Source organism: Streptococcus oralis subsp. dentisani (genome assembly GCF_002096335.1).
In the GTDB taxonomy this organism is placed as follows: domain Bacteria; phylum Bacillota; class Bacilli; order Lactobacillales; family Streptococcaceae; genus Streptococcus; species Streptococcus oralis_Z.
This window is the reverse complement of record NZ_NCUW01000022.1, coordinates 15,434-34,352: the sequence shown is the minus strand read 5'-3', so window position 1 is coordinate 34,352 and position 18,919 is coordinate 15,434. Positions and strand designations below refer to the sequence as shown.

Here is an 18,919-nt window from a genome sequence, read left to right as displayed (position 1 = left end):
TCAACCCTGCGATACACCATAGTCCGTACGGGATTCGAACCCGTGTTACCGCCGTGAAAAGGCGGTGTCTTAACCCCTTGACCAACGGACCTGAGTTTTTCAACTCTTTCTATTATACCTACTTTTTTACCTTTGTCAAGGACTTTTTTCCTCTTTACCGAAATTCTGAAAAGATTAGGGAAAGTTCTCTCAGGAGAGCTTTACGTCCTCTAAAGACTTCTCCTCCCATTAGACGGTCTATTAACTCTTGTTTTTCCATACTCTGCTTTGATTTGTAATTCTTTAGAAGTTCGTGAAAGAGATAATAATCGTCCAGCCTTAGTCCTTTTTCTCCTAGACGATGGCTAATCTCACTCACCTCTTCATAGGGTTCTTTGTCAAAACGGCGCTTGTGGCTTTCCTGTTTACGGATGTAATCTAGGATACGATTTCTAAACTTTGTTTTAAAGCAAACATAAAGTCGATGGCGCTCGCCCTCTAGTAACTCTGGATTGCGACTCACCAGCTCATACAGACATAACATGCCTTCCTGGTCCCAGTCCTCTTTCTCCCACAGATGCAAATGATAATCTTTGCGACACTTATGGACAATGCCCTTCGTTTCCTCGTATAATTCCTTCAGATTCATAGACCTCTCCTTTCTGCATTTAGTTTAGCAAAATGCACAATCCCATGGGCCCATTTCCTCTATTCTATACTTCTTCCTCCCTCAACGGCACATAAAAAGAGAGGCAAGGCCTCTCTGGGGTTATAATTCTGCAATTTGGTTTAGGTTTACTTCTGCAATCGTATCATTACCAAACATAGAGATAATCATCTTCACTTTATTGTTATCAATTTCAGTAATTTTACCTGTGTAGTCTGCAAAAGCGCCATCAATGATGCGGACAGTCTGACCAACTTCAACGTCAATATCAAACTCTTGAACAGTTTGTCCCATTGAAACCAGAATATCACGGATTTCTTGTTCCAATAGCGGAGTTGGTTTTGATCTGTTACCGTGGGATCCGACGAATCCTGTTACGTTCGGTGTGTTTCGAACAACGAACCATGCTTCATCGGTCATGACCATTTCTACAAGGACATAACCCGGAAAGCGATTCTCTTCAATTTCTTTTTTCTTTCCATTTTTCTCAACTTGCACGGTTTGTGTTGGAATCTCAACGCGTAGAATATTATCCAACATATTATACGTTTGTGCACGTTGCAATAGATTTTCTTTTACCTTATTTTCATAGCCAGAATAAGTTTGTAGAACAAACCATCCCTTGTCAAAACTATCCATGATATTTCCTTTCATACATATATAGAAGAAAGTTAGCAGAACTTCTCCACTTTTCTTCTAAAAAATGTTAATAAATCGAATCAAACCTGAAACAATTAACTGGTCAAAAATGTAAATGATGACCACAAAGAAGGCTGTGTATTCCATAATAGAGCGAAAATCTCTCCAGCTTTCCTTGCGAGTTGGCCACGTTGTTTCTTTAAGAAGTTTAAAAATATCCTTAATAAAACCCATCGTTCTCTCCTATCTCGTTTCTCTATGTGTCGTATATTTCCCACAATGTTTACAAAATTTATTTACTTCTAGTCGTGTTGGCTTGGGGTTCCCACTAATTTTGATTGAGTAATTCCTTGAACCACAAACTGCACAAGCTAGGCTTGCTTTTTTTAGTGCCATAATGCCTCCATCTTATCTATTATAACAAGAAACCTAGGCTTTGACAAGCCTCTTAACGAAATAGATTAAGGATTGAGTCCCATATTGTCTGGGCTTTTTCTTTTATTTTAGCTTCTGAAATCGCACGTCCTGCTTCATCTACAAGATTTTGTGCACGACTACGAATATCTCCTATCGGGTCCTCCGACTGGTTTGTCTCATTTTCAACAACCTGCTTTTTCGTATTTTCTGGTTCAATACCATTTTGTTTATAAGCATTCTCAACTGTAAAAGTGCTACCTGGAGTGTAAGGTAAAATGGTATTAGCCATACTTCTAAAGACATGGGCTGCTCCATTTGAGGTCGAACCTGCTAGATAATGGTTCTCATCCGTCGTCGGGAAGCCGAGCCAGTGGGTAATTACCACATCTGGAGTATAACCAATCACCCACTGGTCACTAGTATATACTGAATTAAAAGCAGCCTCAGTAGTACCTGTCTTTCCAGCCATAACATAATCTGTTGGCGATGAACTAATTCCTGTACCATTGGTAAATGTTCCTAACATCATACTGGTCATTTTATCGGCTACCGACTTATCAATCACTCGTTTTTGAGAATTTTTATGACTCTTGATGACCTGACCACTGGCATTTTCAATACGAGTGATAAAATGCGCTTCAGGCATCAGACCTTCATTAGCAAAGGCTGCATAGGCTTGCGCCATCTGGAGAGGATTCGTCTCTACGCCTCCACCGAGAGCGACTCCAAGAACTCGATCAACATTTTCCATATTCAGGCCAAATCTCTCCCCAGCGTCAAAAGCTTTGTCAATACCTAATGCATTTACAGTCGCAACTGCCGGTAAATTGAGTGATTCAGCCAAAGCCTGATACATAGGTACTTCAGGAGAAGTCTTAATCCCTGCATAATTGTCCACTTGATAACTATCATACTGCATCGTATGATTATCCAATTGCTTGTTTAAGGCCCATCCTGCTTCTACTGCAGGCGTATAAACCACTAAAGGTTTGATAGTTGAGCCTGGGCTACGCTTAGACTGAGTGGCATAGTTGAAATTGCGGAAGCCTGGTTTGTCATCGCCAGCTACGCTACCAACAACGCTACGCACCCCACCTGTTTTAGGCTCTAAAGCAACACTACCTGATTCGGCATGTGTTCCGTCTTCTGCCTTTGGAAATAGTGAGGTATTTTCGTAAACAACCTGCATATTGGCTTGGTAGTTTTGGTCAAGTTCTGTATAGATTCGATAGCCGTTGTTGACAATCTCTTCTTCTGTGAGATTGTACTTGGAAACGGCTTCGTTGACAACTGCATCAAAATAGGACGGGTAACGATAATCCGAAATCTTCCCCTCATACTTATCTTGCAGTTGAGAAGCCATATCTGCTCCAGCTGCTTCGGTCTCTTTATTTTTATCAATATAGCCCGCTGCAACCATATTTTGTAAAACAGTATCCCTACGGTTGATCGAAGCTTCAACAGAATTTAATGGATTGTACAATTCTGGTCCCTTGAGCATCCCCGCCAGAGTGGCCGCCTGATCAAGCGTTAGTTGTGAAGCCGATACTCCGAAGTATTTCTTACTTGCATCTTCAACACCCCACACCCCATTTCCAAAGTAGGCATTATTGAGGTACATAGTAAGGATTTGCTCCTTGCTGTATTTTTTTGTCAATTCTAAAGCTAGGAAAAACTCCTTGGCCTTCCGTTCAACAGTTTGATCTTGAGATAGATAGGCATTTTTCGCCAACTGTTGGGTGATAGTAGAACCGCCTCCAGAACGACCTGCTGTGACAATAGCTAGAAAGAAACGACCATAGTTAATCCCATCATTTTTATAGAAGGAACGATCCTCTGTCGCGACGACAGCGTTCTGCAAGTCTTTACTGATATCTATCAGCTCAACATAGGTTCCCTTTTGACCGGACAGGGCACCTGCCTCTTTTTCTTCGCGGTCAAAAATCAGGGTTCGCGTTTTCAAGGCATTTTGCAAGTCATTGACATTGGTGGATTTGGCTATTGCAAATAGGTAGGTCCCTACTAACAAACCAACACTCAAACCTAGTATAGCGACAATCTTTGTTAAATGATAGCGACGCCAGAATTTTCGAATTGGACCCACATGGCCTAATTTTTTTCTACCGCTCCGAGAACGACGCATACTAGTAGAATCAGACTCTGCTGATTCACTCGTTTCTTTTTTAAAGAGAGAAAGAAACTTCTCAAATAATTTATCTATTTTCATGCGTTTATTTTATCATCTTCACCATGGGAACTCAAGAATTTAGCTATTTCCTATCCAAATAGGGCTTTTTTTGTTACAATATCTGTATGCAATTCACATTTACATTACCATCATCCCTGCCTCAAATGACGGTCAAACAATATCTAGAGGAACAACTCCTCATCCCTAGAAAAATCCGCCACTTTCTAAGAACCAAGAAGAATATCTTCATCAATCAAAAACAAGTTCACTGGAACGAGATGGTGAAGCCAGGGGATATTTGCCAATTGACTTTTGACGAGGAAGATTATCCCACAAAGGAAATCCTTTGGGGCAACCCAGACCTCGTTAAAGAAGTTTATCAAGACCAACATCTCATTGTTGTTAACAAACCGGAAGGGATGAAAACGCACGGTAATCAACCAGATGAAATTGCCCTACTCAACCATGTCTCTGCCTACGTCGGGCAAACTTGCTATGTTGTTCATCGCCTGGATATGGAAACAAGCGGTTTAGTGCTTTTCGCCAAAAATCCTTTTATCCTTCCCATTCTCAATCGTTTGTTGGAGAAAAAGGAAATCGCTCGTGAGTACTGGGCACTCGTAGAGGGGCAAATAGGGAGTAAAGAACTTATCTTCCGAGATAAAATCGGTCGTGATAGACACGATCGCAGAAAACGGGTGGTGGATTCTAAAAAGGGGCAATATGCTGAAACACAGGTAAGCCGATTAAAGCAATTTCCAAACAAGACTTCTCTGGTTCGTTGTAAACTAAAGACTGGTCGAACGCATCAGATCCGTGTTCACCTTTCTCATCATAAACATCCTATCGTGGGTGATCCTCTCTATAACTCTAGATCAAAAACAAGTCGGCTAATGCTTCACGCTTTTCGACTGTCCCTTACCCATCCACTTACTTTAGAAAAGTTAAGTTTCACTGCCCTTTCTGATACATTTGAAAGAGAATTAAAAAAGAATGGATGACCGCTAAATCATCCATTTTGTTTTATCTAAAAATAGAAAAAAGCAAGACCAATAGGTCTTGCCTTTATTAACTCATGAATTATTTAGCGATTTTTGCAAAGTATTCAAGAGTACGAACAAGTTGTGCAGTGTATGACATTTCGTTGTCATACCATGATACAACTTTAACCAATTGTTTACCATCAACGTCAAGAACTTTAGTTTGAGTTGCGTCGAACAATGAACCGTAAGACATACCTACGATATCTGAAGATACGATTGGATCTTCTGTGTAGCCGTATGATTCGTTTGAAGCTGCTTTCATAGCTGCATTCACTTCATCAACAGTAACATTCTTTTCAAGAACTGCTACCAATTCAGTAACTGATCCAGTTGGAGTTGGAACGCGTTGTGCAGATCCGTCAAGTTTACCGTTCAATTCTGGGATTACAAGACCGATAGCTTTAGCAGCACCAGTTGAGTTAGGAACGATGTTTGCAGCACCAGCGCGAGCACGGCGAAGGTCACCACCACGGTGTGGTCCGTCAAGGATCATTTGGTCACCAGTGTAAGCGTGGATAGTAGTCATCAATCCTTCTACAACACCGAAGTTATCTTGAAGAGCTTTAGCCATTGGAGCCAAGCAGTTTGTAGTACATGAAGCACCTGAAATAACTGTTTCAGTACCGTCAAGAACGTCGTGGTTAGTGTTAAATACGATTGTTTTAACATCGTTTCCACCAGGAGCAGTGATAACAACTTTCTTAGCTCCACCTTTAAGGTGTTTTTCAGCTGCATCTTTCTTAGCAAAGAAACCAGTTGCTTCAAGAACGATTTCTACACCGTCAGTAGCCCAGTCGATTTGTTCTGGATCACGTTCAGCAGAAACTTTAACGAATTTACCGTTAACTTCGAATCCACCTTCTTTAACTTCTACAGTACCGTCGAAACGACCTTGAGTTGTGTCGTATTTCAACAAGTGTGCAAGCATAACTGGATCTGTAAGGTCGTTGATGCGAGTAACTTCAACACCTTCTACGTTTTGGATACGGCGGAAAGCAAGACGACCGATACGTCCGAAACCGTTAATACCAACTTTAACTACCATTAGTGATTTCCTCCTTATGAAAATCATGAAATTTTTATTGTGAAAAGAGTAACTTGAATCACTACAAATCACCTTTCAACGAACCTATTATATAACTATTTGAGCTTAATTGCAAGTGCTGACCTTGATTTTCTATGTCAGTTTCTTTTTGATAGGAAGCCTCTGTAATTTCTTTCTCTACTCATAGCGTAAGGATTCCACTGGATCCATTTTGCTAATCTTACGTGCTGGGAAGAAGGCAGAAATATAGCCAAGAAACAAAGCAAAAACGAAAGTCCCTAAAATAGAGAGAAGATTTAATTCAAAAACTTTAGAGATTGATGGATAGAAATGGTGAACAATAACATTCGCTAGACTGCCTATCCCTTGAGCAATGATGAAAGCTATAAACAAGGCAATGCCTACAATCCAAAGAGCTTCGTAGATAAAGATTCCTTTCACATCTCTATTTTGATAGCCAACGGCCTTCATGACACCGATTTCCTTAGAACGTTGCATGATATTGATATAAATGATGATGCCTATCATAACTGCTGCCACCACAATCGCTTGTGAAGAAAGCACAATCAGTAATCCCTGGATGACACGAATAAAGGTAATCACAATATCAAGAACAGCCTGTTGAGAAAGAACTGTATACTTCTTATTTTTCTGCAATTCTTCTGTTACTGTTTTCGTACGAGACGGATCTTTAAGTTCTAAAATAAAATAGGATACGGCCTTTGTGAATTCAGCTTCTTTTAAAATCGTTTCCATCTGCTTGGAAGCCATAAAACTATTACTATCCTCTGCATCATCTTCATCATTGATTACACGCACAATATGAGTTTGAAAACCTGCCAACTTGCTACCTTCAGCAGCATTTTCTACAATGGTTGCTGATACTGGTTTGCCAATCACATCACTAGCCGTCAGATTGTTCCCTGTTTGTTCATTCCAATTTTTGAGCAAACTCATCGGAATCGTCAATCCCTGCTCGTTAACATCCTTATAAAGAGAGCCTGCTAGCACTTTTTCTTTTTCATTGCTACTAACAGAAATACTTGTATCTTCATACAAACTCACGACTTGAGCATAAGAAGGCATGGCTTGGCTAAAATCCACTTCGTGTCCGTCTATGCTAATCTTTGACATGGTCATGCCAAAAGGACTCTCTAGATATTTAATATTTTCTTTCCCAATCGTATCTGTGATATAGTTCTTATCATCTTGGTTTAGAAAACCTCTTCCAGCAACGCTGGAATTCAGTGCAATCTGAACTTGGGAAGGGAGCTTACCTCCGTTGGTATTTTCATCAATCATCGAAATCAAGGCATTCCCTAGACCAAACGAAATCAACACGCCTACAAAACCAATCGAGGTTGCTACTGCAATCAACAAGTTACGCCACTTTCTTTCCATAAAGTTACTTAAAGAAAGTTTGAATTTGTTTTTAAAAGATAATCCTTTATTTTTTGACTTCTTCAACGACTTCACCATCCTTCATTTTGATAATCACATCTGCATATTCAGCAACCTCTGGATTATGGGTTACAATCAGTACTGTCTTCCCTGTTTGGGCTAATTTTTTAAACACTTCCAATACCATTTCTTGGGATTGAGAATCCAGCGAACCCGTTGGCTCATCTGCTACAATCATATCAGGCTGATTTACCAGTGCACGCGCTATTGCTACGCGTTGCTTTTGTCCGCCAGAAAGCTGTTTAACATTTTTAGCAATAAAAGGCTCCATGCCCAAATTACTTAATTGCTCCTTTGCAATCATTGTCATCTCCCTGTCAGATAAATCTTTGACATAGAGAGGCAACTTGACATTATCCAGAACAGATTGATGGGGAATGAGATTGAAGTTTTGAAAAACAAATCCAATATTATCTTTACGGAATTGAGTTAGTTCAAGTTCCGATAAATCCCTGAGAGGTTCTCCCTTAAAAGCTAAAACTCCCTCATACTCTCTATCTAGGCCACTGATGATATTCAGTAGACTGGTTTTTCCACAACCTGACGGACCATAAATCGCTGTAATTTTTCCTTCAGCAATCTGCAAGTTAATATTTCTTAGAGCCTGCTCTTTATGTTTGCCGTCCAAAGCGTAAAATTTTGAAATATTTTTCATGGATAAAATGGACATTATTATCTCCTTTAATCACTTGTATTATCGTGTACCGATACAAACTAAAATAAACAATACCAATATAAATTATATTTAACAAAATCTGAGTTAAAAAACCGAATATTCTTATTTGGTTAACCAAAAGACAGACTAGGATTGGTAGAAAACGAATAATATACATTGTCACCCTCATCTTTAAAGGGAGCGAAAAAGCTTCTAGCTCTTTCGCATCTCGAAAATGATATTCTCGAAATAGTAATACCTCTATCATTTGTACTCCTTGGCATAAAAAATATGCTAGAGAAACTCCGAAAAGAAATAGGAAAATATCTATAAAACCGTACCCCAGATAATTTAAAAAGAAATATAGCGAGGTTGCAGGAACTAAGATACTAATAACATTTAAAGACCAAATTCTTTTTTTTATAAATTTATTAAGATTGATTCCCACAGCCTTCAGATAAGGGAAATCCTTATTTAAAGTAAGAAAATAAAAATTTATCCCTTTATTGCTAAAAAATACTGTCCCTGAGAATAAAGCTGTATTCAATATCATCACTTTATTCGTGGTATCAATTCCTAAAAAATCTGGTAAAACCAACCACATGAACATAAACATAAAAGTTGAAAACACAGGTATAGTAATCGCTTTAAACACTGTCAAACCATCAACAACAGATAATAAATAGGACATACTGAACGATTTTTTAAATCTTGGCCTAACATACCTGATTTTCGGTATAAAAAATATATTATTAAGTAAAAAAACAAGTAGGCACGCAAATATTCCTAAAGAAATATTATAGAAAAAAATAATTACTAAGATGGGCAAAACTAGAATTAAATTCTTAAAAAATACTATATTCCAAAATTCTCTCCCTGTTATATTGAAAAATATCCTCATTGTACTTTCTGTTTTAGTTTTTAAAACATAAATATTTTCATAAAGTATTCCTAATAACAGAATTGCAGGAACCAATATTGTTGCTAATTCAAAGTATGATAAGATTCCCCAAATTTGATTTTCTTTTAATATATTATAAATTTCTGATTTAGCAATCAAAAAAATAAAAACCAAGGCAATAGAAGATAAAAAATATTTGTAAGTCAATTGAATTAGCGATAATTCCTTGACATTATTCGAATCGTTCCAGTATCCTTGTCGTGATAGGAACAACAGAGTAATAGAATAATAAAACTTTTCCATACAATTTCCCTCTACAAAGAAATAATCTGATCAACTGTCGGTAAAATTTCCTGTCTCTCGTGGCTTACAATAATGAAGTGTTTACCTAGATTTATCTTTTGCTCAATCAAATGAATAAGATTTTCAACCGAAATTTGATCTAATCCCGATAAAGGCTCGTCCATAACATACAAATCAGAATCCAATAAAAATGCTGCTATAAGCATTACTTTTTTCTTTTCTCCTAATGACAGTGATTGAATTGTTTGCGTCATCAATTTCTCATTCAAATAAAATTGTTCTCGTAATTCTCTTAACCGTTCTTCAAACAAATTTGTTTCAATAAAAAATTGTTTCTGTAAAAATTCGAATAATAAATTAGGAGATAAACCAATAAAATAGTTGTCCGAAGAATCTGGAACATAGCTAACCTTTTCGTCAGAAATCAATGAGCCAGAATATGGTTGAACAATTCCTAGTAATACTTTTAATAATGTCGACTTTCCTGCACCATTTTTTCCGGTAATCAGTGTGAGACCTGAATTTGAAGTATCAAAAGAAATATTATCAAAAAGTATACGACTGTTTACCCGATACGAAATGTTTTCTACTTTCATTTTTTCTCCTTTTATATTATAATTAAAATAGTTGATAGTTATGTCTATAATCTTTTTGAGAATGCCCATTTTCAAACCGAGACATAACTATCAATTATTTTTTTATTCAATTATAATCATTCTAGTAATTTCTAATAGAAATTATTTATCATCTGTTATTAACTAAACCATTGTTTTACCCAGCCCCAAATTGCTGTTAAAATCCAGTCAATAATAATCCATTTGATAATTCTCCATACGAAACGCCACATAATAATTCCTCCTATTTACTAAACCACTGTGCAACCCAAGCCCAAATAGCTGTCCACATTAAATTAATTAAAATCCATTTTACAATTTTCCATACCCAACGCCACATAACAATTCCTCCTATTTACTAAACCACTGTTTAACCCAGCCCCAGAGAGGTTCCCATAGTAAATTAATTAAAATCCATCTTACAATTCTCCATACCCAACGCCACATATATTTTTCTCCTTTTCTTTGATTCTTATTTTAATCTTCTAAAAAAATTAAAATTCCTAAATGTCCTGTTATTCTCTAACGTCATATCAAGTCCTACACTTACTTCTTGAACGAGAATAAGTGCATTTTTTTTAATACCTACTAAAGGATAAATTTTTAACTTTTTGGGTTTTATTGTAATCAAATCCAGTAAGTAGCCATTAACTCTTATTTCTACTTGAATAAGATTTGATAGTGTTTGTCGAATGAGCAGTACATCTCCTACTTCTGACATGCCAGTCAATAAAACATTGTTTATTCGTTCAAATTCTAGCATATCATTCCTCTAAACTCAAGTCCACCACCCACCCGTGATAAATAGAAAAATCAGTATTTTAATCATAGTAAATTCCTTTCTCTTTATTATGAATCCATTGTAACAAAAAAGCGACATTCCTCCAATGACAGAAATGTCACTCCTATAAACAATTTAACAATATCTTTTTAGGTCCTCAGCCCATTCATTGTCTAAACTAATTAGTAACTGCTCATTACCAAACATCCTTGCCATCATTTTTGCTTCTTCATACTTTTGTTTGGCTGTTTCATAATCCATCTGAATATAATATTTCCACTCCACCATCAAGACAATTGGTTGTTTTTGAAAATCTCGTGTTTTCTGTCCTATTTTATTTAAGGTCTCAACTGCTCTCTTAAAATAATGAAACAGCCCCATAATTTCTATACAAGCTAAAGAAGCTAACAAGGAATCTCTAAGCAAGTCCAAACAATCGAACTCTATCTTATCAACCTGAGAAATTAGTTTGTCATGAAAACAAAGAATGGTTTCATGCTCAGATTCTTTTATCTCACCCACATTTAAACCATCCATTAACTGACAGTTGAAATACAGTCTCAATTTCAAAAAGTCCTCGGCTTTATATACATCTCTGGATAGTAAGTCTTGAAGACCGCCCTCAATCACACTACTTCCGTATAAGGAATTACTAGTCGCCCTCACCTCATCTATAGCTTGAAGACAATCCACTATCACTTTCTCATCACGTGGCAAATCATCATAAAAACATTCAAAAATCTCATCAAAATATTCTTCCTTTCGTTCCTGCAACTCTTTGTCTCCATAGTCAGGATGATGAAGAAGAAAGTATTTTAATTCTTGGTAACGCTTGGGTAATTCCTTATAGTCTGGCATCAGAATATAGGTTGGAATATCTAGCCTATTCGCTATATATTCTAGTGTTTTTATCGTAGGACGAAATTCTCCTTTCTCGATGCGGACCAACTGACGGACTGATAATTCCGACTCATCCCCGCAAAAGACTGGACGACTAAGCCCTTTCTCCTCTCTAAGGCGTCTTACCTTTTCCCCTAAATCATTCATCTCTTACATTTCTCCCTTGGCTCGATACAAAAACTTTGATAGCCAAACAAACATATACGCTTATTATAACATTTTTCAAAAAAATGTACAAAAAAAGAGACAGGATAACTCCTGCCTCTAGGCTGATAAACGATTATTTGCGACGTCCTGGACGTTCTGCATAGCCATAGTAAGCATCTGCCATGATTTCTTCCATGTCAGCTACCATTGGCAAGCGTGGGTTAGCAGGTGAACATTGGTCTTCATAAGCAAGCAAGGCAATTTCATGCAAGCTGTCTTTCCAAGCTTTTTCATCGATTCCTTGGTCTTTGAAGTTCATCTTGATACCTACTGCAACACCAAGGTCGTAAACAGCTTTAGCGTATGCTTCAACTGCTTCTTCTGGAGTTGAGTGAGGCAAACCAAGCATTTTCGCGATGTCTTGGAATTTCTCATCAGCTTTCCAGTAGTTGTATTTAGGCCATGTAGTCGTCTTAGATGGACGAGTACCATTGTAACGGATAACGTATGGAAGCAAGATTGCGTTTGTACGTCCGTGAACAGTATGGTGAACACCACCAATCTTGTGGGCCATTGAGTGGCTCATACCAAGGAAGGCATTGGCGAAAGCCATACCAGCCATTGTAGATGCATTGTGCATTTTTTCACGTGCTTCTGGATCAGCTGTCTTAACAGATTTTTCCAACCATTCAAAAACAAGTTTGATTGTTTGAAGGGCGATACCGTCTGTATAGTCGTTAGCGAAGTTTGAAGTGTAGGCTTCAGTCGCGTGAGTCAAGACGTCCATACCTGTATCAGCAGCGATGAAGTCAGGAACTGATTCAACCAAAGCAGGGTCAACAATGGCAATAGTTGGTGTCAATGAGTAGTCAGCCAATGGGTATTTACGGTTGTTTTTCTTATCAGAGATAACGGCAAATGGTGTTACTTCTGAACCTGTACCTGAAGTTGTTGGGATACCGATGTACTTCGCTTTCTTACCAAGTGATGGGAAGCGGAAGGCACGTTTACGGATGTCCATGAATTTTTGAACCAAGTCACGGAAGTCGATTTGTGGTTGTTCGTAGAAGAGCCACATTACTTTGGCTGCATCCATTGGTGAACCACCACCAAGAGCGATAATTGTATCTGGTTCAAATGCTTTCATCACTTCAGCACCACGTTCTACAGTTGTGATGTCTGGATCTGGTTCAACATCTGAGAATACTTGAATTGTCACACGGTTGCTACGTGCGTTCAATTGATCGATAACACGTTGAACAAAGCCAAGTTTTTCGATAGATTTGTCCGTAACGATCATAACGCGTTCAATATCTTCACATGTTTGAAGGTATTGGATAGAATTGCGTTCGAAGTAAATTTTTGAAGGAACTTTAAACCACTGCATATTATTTCTACGTTTCCCTACTTTCTTGATGTTTAGAAGGTTGATAGCGCTCACGTTATCACCAACTGAGTTGCGTCCGTATGAACCACATCCAAGTGTCAATGATGGAATGAAGGCATTGTATACGTCACCGATACCACCGAAAGTAGATGGAGAGTTCCAGATAATACGCATTGCTTTGATTTCTGTACCAAAGCGTTTAGCTAGTTCTTCGTCTTTTGTATGGATAGCTGCTGAGTGACCAAGTCCGTTAAACTCAACCATTTGACGTGCTTTTGTAAGACCATCTTCTGTGTCTTCAGCTTTTAGAACAGCAATAACTGGTGACAATTTTTCACGAGTCAATGGTTCTTTTGGTCCTACTTCTGCACACTCTGCCGCCAAGATGTTTGTTCCTTCTGGAACGCTGAATCCTGCTTGTTCTGCAATCCATGCAGCCGGTTTACCAACGATGTTTGCATTTAGTTTAGCACCTGCACAGTTTTTGCTGTTTGCTTTCACGCCGAAACAGAATTCTTCAAGAAGAGCTTTTTCTTTTTTGTTTACAAAGTAAGTGTGGTATGATTTGAATTCTTCTACAAATTCGTCATACACTTCTTTATCAATGATAACCGCTTGTTCTGATGCACAGACCATACCATTATCAAATGATTTAGACATCACGATGTCATGAGCAGCTTGACAAAGGTCAGCTGATTTTTCAACATAGGCAGGAACGTTTCCGGCACCTACTCCAAGAGCTGGTTTACCACATGAGTAAGCAGCCTTAACCATGGCATTACCACCTGTTGCAAGGATAGTCGCAATACCTTCGTGGTTCATAAGCGCTCCAGTTGCTTCCATAGATGGCTCTGTAATCCATTGAACACAGTTTTCAGGTGCGCCAGCTGCGATAGCTGCATCACGAACGATTTGCGCTGCGTGAGCAGATGATTCTTGAGCAGATGGGTGGAAGGCAAAAACGATTGGGTTACGTGTCTTCAAGGCAATCAATGCTTTGAAAATTGCTGTTGATGTTGGGTTCGTTGTTGGAGTGATACCACAAACAACTCCGACAGGCTCAGCAATCTTAGTCAAACCAGTAACAGGATCATCTTCTATAACACCAGCAGTTTTAACACCGCGCATATTATTGACAACGTGCTCACAGGCAAAAAGGTTTTTCGTTGCCTTGTCTTCAAATACACCGCGACCAGTTTCTTCAACTGCATGTTGTGCTAGGATACCGTGCGCATCAAGGGCTGCGACCGAAGCTTTTGCCACGATGTAGTCAACTTGTTCTTGGTTCAACTTGCGCATTTCATCAAGTGCAACCAAGGCTTTTTTCACGAGACCGTCGACATGCTTCTCAGCAGCAAGTTGTTTTTGCTCAGGTGTTACTGTTTTTTTATCAGCCATATTATCCTCCATAGCCTTAAAGGATTTTATCCTTTGTTAATTTTTTCACAAGTTTATTATAACTCTTTTTTCAGACTTTGTAAACAGTTTCATGTAGGTTTCACAAAGAAACTTTATTCATTTGTGAATTTTTTTTCAATATTGCGGTGCTACGGGATTTTGCTCTATCGATTGTGAAATTGCGATGAAAATTTTTTTATTTCACAAACTTTTTCTACATTGAAGATTCTTCTCTAGCAATCATTATAGAAAGCGATTTCTTTTTTGTTTTAAAAAATAGTCTCCTCACCTAGAGACTACTGTTTTTGTTGAAAAATGCCTTGTTTAAAGGTTCCTTCATAGACAACTTCTTGTTCTGTCGTCAACTTCCCTTGACCTTCAGCCTGGCCATTTACAAAATCACCTTCGTATTTCCACCCAGATTTTGATTGGAAAGTCCCTTTTCCATTAAAGGCGCCATTATTGAAATCACCTGTATATTGGTCTCCATTTTCAAAAGTCATGGTCCCCTGACCATTCATCTTTCCTCTTACCAAGGTTCCATCATAAACAAGCGTACCATTATCAAGTGTCAGTACACCCTTTTTTGGTGTGTTTAATAGAAAAACTGACACGGCACAGATAGCGATTAGAAGGACTGTTGCAATCTCTATACGCGGGCGAGTTAGATAAACTCGATATTTTTCAAAGATTTCTTTAAACTTTTCCATTGTCACTCTCATTTTCTAATCGATCTAGCCAGCTTTGACATCCACTTGTGATACGAGCATAGGTTTCCTCAAAATCTCCTGTATACCAAGGATCTGGAACACTTTCAGATGCAAAAGAGTAGATTTTATACTGGAATTCCTGAGGACACATTTGACGCAAATCTGAAACGTTTGAAGCATCCATACCGATAATGTAATCAAACGACTCAAAATCTTCTCTGCCAATCCGAAGCGATGTTTTGTCTTTGTCATAAGGAATCTGATATCTAAGAAAAATCCCTTGCGTTCCCCTATGAATCGGATTGCCGTGTTCCCAAGACGAAGTTGCACGACTCTCAATTTGATAATCACTCGTCATGGACTTCATCACAAATTCTGCCATGGGGCTACGACAGATATTTCCTAAGCACACAAATACTATTTTTTTCATCCCTTTTCCTCTCATATCATAGAAAAACGGGAGTGATAGGATCCCGTTTTATTCTTCGATTGCTCCGCCTTCGTCAACAACTGTTCCTTCTGGTGTCACTGCTTCTTTAAGGGGCAACACTGTCTTGATAGCAGCTAATTCAAAAGTCAAATAAACACCATCTACGTCCAGTACGATTGTTTGCTTCTCAGTATCTACTTCATCCACTGTTCCGTAAAGTCCGCCGATTGTGATCACTTCATAGCCTTTTTGAAGCTTGTTCAAGCTTTCCATACGCTTTTGGGCTTGTTTCTTTTGAGAACGTTGCATAAAGAACATCAAAGCCATCATCCCTACAAGCATGATTAAGAAAGTAATATTTGGATTCATTGTTTTCTCCTTTGTATTTTACATAGGACTACTATATCAAATTTCAACTACTTTTACAAGGTTGCGCCTTGCTTTTATGCCAATAAAAAATCAGAGTTTTCACTCTGATTTCTGCGATTATTTCAAGTTTTGAACGATTTTGACTAGATTTTCCACAGTAAATCCATACTCTGCCAATACTTTTGGTGCTGGGGCAGATGCTCCGAAGGTATCAATACCGAGAACTGCACCATCAAGACCAACATATTTGTACCAGTTTTGAGTTACACCCATTTCGACTGCAACACGACGGCGGACTGCATTTGGAAGGATTTCTTCCTTGTATGCTGCATCTTGTGCGTCAAAGACATCTGTTGATGGCATGCTGACTACACGGACTTTTGCACCTTGACTAGCCAATTCTTTGGCAGCTGCGACCGCCAAATTCACCTCTGAACCTGTTGCAATCAAAATCGTATCAAAGTCTGCTGCACTTTCATAGACAACATAGGCACCTTTAGTAACCTTGCCAAAGTCTGTTCCCTCTTCAACAGTCAAGTTTTGACGTGTCAAAACAAGGGCAGTTGGTGTTTTTTCGCTTGTCACTGCAAGGTACCAAGCTGCTTGCGTTTCACGCGCATCTGCTGGACGGAAAACATTGAGATTTGGCATGGCACGAAGACCTGCTAGGTGTTCAACTGGTTCGTGAGTTGGACCATCTTCCCCAACTGCGATTGAATCGTGAGTAAAGACATACGTCACAGGAAGTCCTTGCAAGGCTGACAAGCGGACGGCTGCCTTCACATAGTCAGAGAAGACAAAGAAAGTTCCACCATAAACACGAAGTCCACCATGAAGAGCCATTCCGTTCAAGATGGTTCCCATGGCAAATTCACGAACACCAAACTGAATGTTGCGGTTCAAGCGATTGGCATCGTCTTGAAGTCCATCAGTCTTGATATAAGTCATGTTTGAATGAGCGAGGTCAGCTGATCCACCCAAGAAAGTTGGCAACTTAGCGGCCACAACGTTCAAAGCATCTTGGCTTGAATTACGAGTTGCTTGAGAGAAGCCGTTTTCTAGAGCTGGGAAGTCTGCTGGAGTCACTTCAACTGGATCACGTCCGTCGATGATGGCTTCTACTTCTGCTGCAAGTTCGGGATAAGCTTCTTTATAGTCAGCAACTAGTTTTGTCCAAGCTTGATAAGCTGATGCGCCACGATCTGCAACATTTTCTTTGAAATCAGCATAAACTTGCTCTGGAATTTCAAATGGCTCGTAGTCCCAACCAAGAGCTTGGCGAGTAGCCGCAGTTTCATCTGCCCCAAGAGGAGCACCGTGTACCGCATTGGTTCCTTGTTTATTTGGAGAACCGTATCCAATAACCGTCTTCACTTCAATCAAAGATGGTTTGCCTGAAGCTTTAGCTACTTCGATAGCAGAATGGATTGCTTCCAAGTCTGTTCCATCTTCAACCAAGGCTGTATGCCAACCGTAGGCATTGTAACGGTCACGAACACTTTCAGTAAAGGAATCCTTTGTTTCACCATCCAAGTTGATGTCATTTGAATCATAAAGGACAACCAACTTGTCAAGTTTTTGCAATCCTGCGTATGAAGCCGCCTCGCTTGAGACACCTTCCATCAAGTCACCATCTCCACAGATCACATAAGTGTAGTGTTCAAAGATATTATAGCCTTCTCGATTGTATTTTGCTGCTAGGAAACGTTCTGCTTGGGCAAAACCTGTGGCAGTAGAAATCCCTTGTCCTAGAGGACCTGTTGTAGCATCAACCCCTGCTGTATGCCCAAATTCTGGGTGACCTGGTGTTTTGGAACCCCATTGACGGAAGTTCTTGACCTCATCCATGCTGACATCTTCAAAACCAGAAAGGTGAAGAAGGGCATAAAGAAGCATTGAACCATGGCCTGCTGAAAGAATAAAACGATCACGGTTAATCCAGTTTGGTTGTGCTGGATTGATGCGAAGTTGTTTTGTAAAGAGGCTATAAGCCATCGGAGCTGCTCCCATAACCACCCCTGGGTGACCTGAGTTGGCTTTGTTGATAGCATCAATTCCTAGGAAACGAATTGCATTAACAGATAGATTTGACATAGAATTTCCTTTCTCTTTGAGGTGATCAATAAATCACACATCCTATTTTACTATTATATGAAAAAATGCATAGAATAGCAATCAAACAATTCGATGCTCGATAAGTCTCCTATTTTCTACTCTCTAGTCGCCTGATAATAGGGAAGCAAGCGCTCATAAGCATCTTCTAGCTTCTCCAATATTGCTTCTACTGACTGATTTTCAATGAGGGAAACATCTACCTTAACCAAAACTTTACGGACTTCCTGATTGCGCACCTTCTCGCGTAAGAGCAGACGGTTTTCTTCATTAGCTTCTACCTTTTGACTTTGACCATCGGTATATGCTAGATAATAGATTCCTTCTACTGGTGGAATATCTAAAATCTTAGCTTGTTTACTCAGCGTCTGCTCATCCTTCTTACGCTCGATGAAACTGACTTCTAAGGAAATTCCAAAGTCAGTAGGTGCTCCATACAAACGCAGCGCCAACATGGGTTCTGTTACCCGCCCCTCTCTCTGTAGATAGACCCAGAAATGTGGTCGCAAGCGTTGCGCTTGATTCATCCACTGACTAGTCTGTTGTAGGTGCCATTCTGGATGACTTGCTTGGAAGGTCTTGGCTAGATTTGTAAAAGCCTTACGAGCCTCCTGGCCTTTGTGGCGCAATTCCAGCATCTTCTCTCGTTCATCTCCAGCCTTATCTGGATTACGATACTGGATTCCCACGTAAGATAGGTAGTTTTTGATGGTTTCCATCATCTGTCTCTTCTCCTTTTTTATAACAAAAAATCAGGTCAAGCCTGATTTTGT

At 39.1% G+C, this 18,919-nt stretch carries 19 protein-coding genes and 1 tRNA gene; 1 reads left to right on the top strand and 19 read right to left on the bottom strand.

Translation table 11 applies throughout. The annotated features are described in order from the left end of the window. Positions 1–19 precede the first annotated feature (19 nt). The 6 genes from B7709_RS00600 to pbp2a all read right to left on the bottom strand — a co-directional run bounded on the left by B7709_RS00600 (position 20) and on the right by pbp2a (position 3,929). A tRNA-Glu gene (locus B7709_RS00600) sits at positions 20–91 on the bottom strand. 63 nt (positions 92–154) lie between these two features. Next, positions 155–628 (bottom strand): transcriptional regulator, encoded by a 474-nt coding sequence (locus tag B7709_RS00595; protein WP_084970845.1) that lies wholly within the window; start codon positions 626–628, stop codon positions 155–157. A 120-nt stretch (positions 629–748) separates the two neighbouring features. Further along, positions 749–1,285: a transcription termination/antitermination protein NusG gene (nusG, locus tag B7709_RS00590; protein WP_000376728.1), complete on the bottom strand. Its 537-nt coding sequence runs from the start codon at positions 1,283–1,285 to the stop codon at positions 749–751. Positions 1,286–1,342: 57 nt separating this feature from the next. Beyond that, entirely contained in the window at positions 1,343–1,519 is a 177-nt protein-coding gene (gene secE, locus B7709_RS00585; RefSeq protein ID WP_000505776.1) for a preprotein translocase subunit SecE, read from the bottom strand. 9 nt (positions 1,520–1,528) lie between these two features. Then, the gene (gene rpmG / locus B7709_RS00580; RefSeq protein WP_001809375.1) at positions 1,529–1,681 is read right to left on the bottom strand and encodes a 50S ribosomal protein L33; all 153 of its coding nucleotides are present in this window, start codon (positions 1,679–1,681) and stop codon (positions 1,529–1,531) included. A 52-nt stretch (positions 1,682–1,733) separates the two neighbouring features. After that, positions 1,734–3,929 (bottom strand): penicillin-binding protein PBP2A, encoded by a 2,196-nt coding sequence (gene pbp2a / locus B7709_RS00575; RefSeq protein WP_084970843.1) that lies wholly within the window; start codon positions 3,927–3,929, stop codon positions 1,734–1,736. Positions 3,930–4,015: 86 nt separating this feature from the next. On the opposite strand from pbp2a, the gene B7709_RS00570 reads away from it, so the two are divergent. Next, positions 4,016–4,891 (top strand): RluA family pseudouridine synthase, encoded by an 876-nt coding sequence (locus B7709_RS00570; protein ID WP_084970841.1) that lies wholly within the window; start codon positions 4,016–4,018, stop codon positions 4,889–4,891. 79 nt (positions 4,892–4,970) lie between these two features. On the opposite strand, the gene gap is transcribed toward B7709_RS00570, so the two are convergent. From gap to B7709_RS00505, 13 genes are all read right to left on the bottom strand, one after another. Further along, positions 4,971–5,978, bottom strand: coding sequence for a type I glyceraldehyde-3-phosphate dehydrogenase (gap, locus tag B7709_RS00565; RefSeq protein WP_000260679.1), 1,008 nt, complete (start codon positions 5,976–5,978; stop codon positions 4,971–4,973). Between the two features lie 177 nt (positions 5,979–6,155). Further along, a complete protein-coding gene (locus tag B7709_RS00560; RefSeq protein ID WP_162279134.1) occupies positions 6,156–7,457 on the bottom strand; it encodes an ABC transporter permease in 1,302 nt (433 codons plus the stop codon). Next, positions 7,426–8,109 carry an ABC transporter ATP-binding protein gene (locus B7709_RS00555; protein ID WP_084970839.1) on the bottom strand — a complete coding sequence of 228 codons (684 nt, stop codon included), beginning with the start codon at positions 8,107–8,109 and terminating at the stop codon, positions 7,426–7,428. The genes B7709_RS00560 and B7709_RS00555 overlap by 32 nt, the downstream gene beginning before the upstream one ends. Beyond that, positions 8,051–9,298 (bottom strand): hypothetical protein, encoded by a 1,248-nt coding sequence (locus tag B7709_RS00550; protein WP_084970837.1) that lies wholly within the window; start codon positions 9,296–9,298, stop codon positions 8,051–8,053. The genes B7709_RS00555 and B7709_RS00550 overlap by 59 nt, the downstream gene beginning before the upstream one ends. A gap of 11 nt (positions 9,299–9,309) precedes the next feature. Then, positions 9,310–9,894: an ABC transporter ATP-binding protein gene (locus B7709_RS00545; protein WP_142358112.1), complete on the bottom strand. Its 585-nt coding sequence runs from the start codon at positions 9,892–9,894 to the stop codon at positions 9,310–9,312. Between the two features lie 490 nt (positions 9,895–10,384). Then, positions 10,385–10,675 (bottom strand): hypothetical protein, encoded by a 291-nt coding sequence (locus tag B7709_RS00540; RefSeq protein WP_033585161.1) that lies wholly within the window; start codon positions 10,673–10,675, stop codon positions 10,385–10,387. Between the two features lie 153 nt (positions 10,676–10,828). Then, entirely contained in the window at positions 10,829–11,740 is a 912-nt protein-coding gene (locus B7709_RS00535) for a helix-turn-helix domain-containing protein (RefSeq protein WP_084970833.1), read from the bottom strand. Positions 11,741–11,873: 133 nt separating this feature from the next. Beyond that, entirely contained in the window at positions 11,874–14,525 is a 2,652-nt protein-coding gene (gene adhE / locus B7709_RS00530) for a bifunctional acetaldehyde-CoA/alcohol dehydrogenase (protein WP_084970831.1), read from the bottom strand. A 296-nt stretch (positions 14,526–14,821) separates the two neighbouring features. Then, on the bottom strand, positions 14,822–15,235 hold the full coding sequence (locus tag B7709_RS00525) for an MORN repeat-containing protein (protein ID WP_084970829.1): 414 nt from the start codon (positions 15,233–15,235) through the stop codon (positions 14,822–14,824). Further along, complete coding sequence (locus B7709_RS00520) at positions 15,222–15,665, bottom strand: low molecular weight protein-tyrosine-phosphatase (protein ID WP_084970827.1); 444 nt, start codon at positions 15,663–15,665, stop codon at positions 15,222–15,224. The genes B7709_RS00525 and B7709_RS00520 overlap by 14 nt, the downstream gene beginning before the upstream one ends. A gap of 48 nt (positions 15,666–15,713) precedes the next feature. Beyond that, positions 15,714–16,034 carry a preprotein translocase subunit YajC gene (gene yajC, locus B7709_RS00515; RefSeq protein WP_084970825.1) on the bottom strand — a complete coding sequence of 107 codons (321 nt, stop codon included), beginning with the start codon at positions 16,032–16,034 and terminating at the stop codon, positions 15,714–15,716. Between the two features lie 117 nt (positions 16,035–16,151). Next, positions 16,152–18,128, bottom strand: a complete 1,977-nt coding sequence (tkt, locus tag B7709_RS00510; RefSeq protein ID WP_084970823.1) for a transketolase — start codon at positions 18,126–18,128, stop codon at positions 16,152–16,154. Positions 18,129–18,244: 116 nt separating this feature from the next. Then, positions 18,245–18,868, bottom strand: a complete 624-nt coding sequence (locus B7709_RS00505) for a ribonuclease P (RefSeq protein WP_084970821.1) — start codon at positions 18,866–18,868, stop codon at positions 18,245–18,247. Between the last annotated feature and the right edge of the window lie 51 nt (positions 18,869–18,919).

Bases quoted from the DNA above. Each gene is read 5' to 3' on its own strand.
- B7709_RS00595 (WP_084970845.1), bottom strand. From the start codon at position 628: ATGAATCTGAAGGAATTATACGAGGAAACGAAGGGCATTGTCCATAAG.
- nusG (WP_000376728.1), bottom strand. From the start codon at position 1,285: ATGGATAGTTTTGACAAGGGATGGTTTGTTCTACAAACTTATTCTGGC.
- secE (WP_000505776.1), bottom strand. From the start codon at position 1,519: ATGGGTTTTATTAAGGATATTTTTAAACTTCTTAAAGAAACAACGTGG.
- rpmG (WP_001809375.1), bottom strand. From the start codon at position 1,681: ATGGCACTAAAAAAAGCAAGCCTAGCTTGTGCAGTTTGTGGTTCAAGG.
- pbp2a (WP_084970843.1), bottom strand. From the start codon at position 3,929: ATGAAAATAGATAAATTATTTGAGAAGTTTCTTTCTCTCTTTAAAAAA.
- B7709_RS00570 (WP_084970841.1), top strand. From the start codon at position 4,016: ATGCAATTCACATTTACATTACCATCATCCCTGCCTCAAATGACGGTC.
- gap (WP_000260679.1), bottom strand. From the start codon at position 5,978: ATGGTAGTTAAAGTTGGTATTAACGGTTTCGGACGTATCGGTCGTCTT.
- B7709_RS00560 (WP_162279134.1), bottom strand. From the start codon at position 7,457: ATGGTGAAGTCGTTGAAGAAGTCAAAAAATAAAGGATTATCTTTTAAA.
- B7709_RS00555 (WP_084970839.1), bottom strand. From the start codon at position 8,109: ATGTCCATTTTATCCATGAAAAATATTTCAAAATTTTACGCTTTGGAC.
- B7709_RS00550 (WP_084970837.1), bottom strand. From the start codon at position 9,298: ATGGAAAAGTTTTATTATTCTATTACTCTGTTGTTCCTATCACGACAA.
- B7709_RS00545 (WP_142358112.1), bottom strand. From the start codon at position 9,894: ATGAAAGTAGAAAACATTTCGTATCGGGTAAACAGTCGTATACTTTTT.
- B7709_RS00540 (WP_033585161.1), bottom strand. From the start codon at position 10,675: ATGCTAGAATTTGAACGAATAAACAATGTTTTATTGACTGGCATGTCA.
- B7709_RS00535 (WP_084970833.1), bottom strand. From the start codon at position 11,740: ATGAATGATTTAGGGGAAAAGGTAAGACGCCTTAGAGAGGAGAAAGGG.
- adhE (WP_084970831.1), bottom strand. From the start codon at position 14,525: ATGGCTGATAAAAAAACAGTAACACCTGAGCAAAAACAACTTGCTGCT.
- B7709_RS00525 (WP_084970829.1), bottom strand. From the start codon at position 15,235: ATGGAAAAGTTTAAAGAAATCTTTGAAAAATATCGAGTTTATCTAACT.
- B7709_RS00520 (WP_084970827.1), bottom strand. From the start codon at position 15,665: ATGAAAAAAATAGTATTTGTGTGCTTAGGAAATATCTGTCGTAGCCCC.
- yajC (WP_084970825.1), bottom strand. From the start codon at position 16,034: ATGAATCCAAATATTACTTTCTTAATCATGCTTGTAGGGATGATGGCT.
- tkt (WP_084970823.1), bottom strand. From the start codon at position 18,128: ATGTCAAATCTATCTGTTAATGCAATTCGTTTCCTAGGAATTGATGCT.
- B7709_RS00505 (WP_084970821.1), bottom strand. From the start codon at position 18,868: ATGATGGAAACCATCAAAAACTACCTATCTTACGTGGGAATCCAGTAT.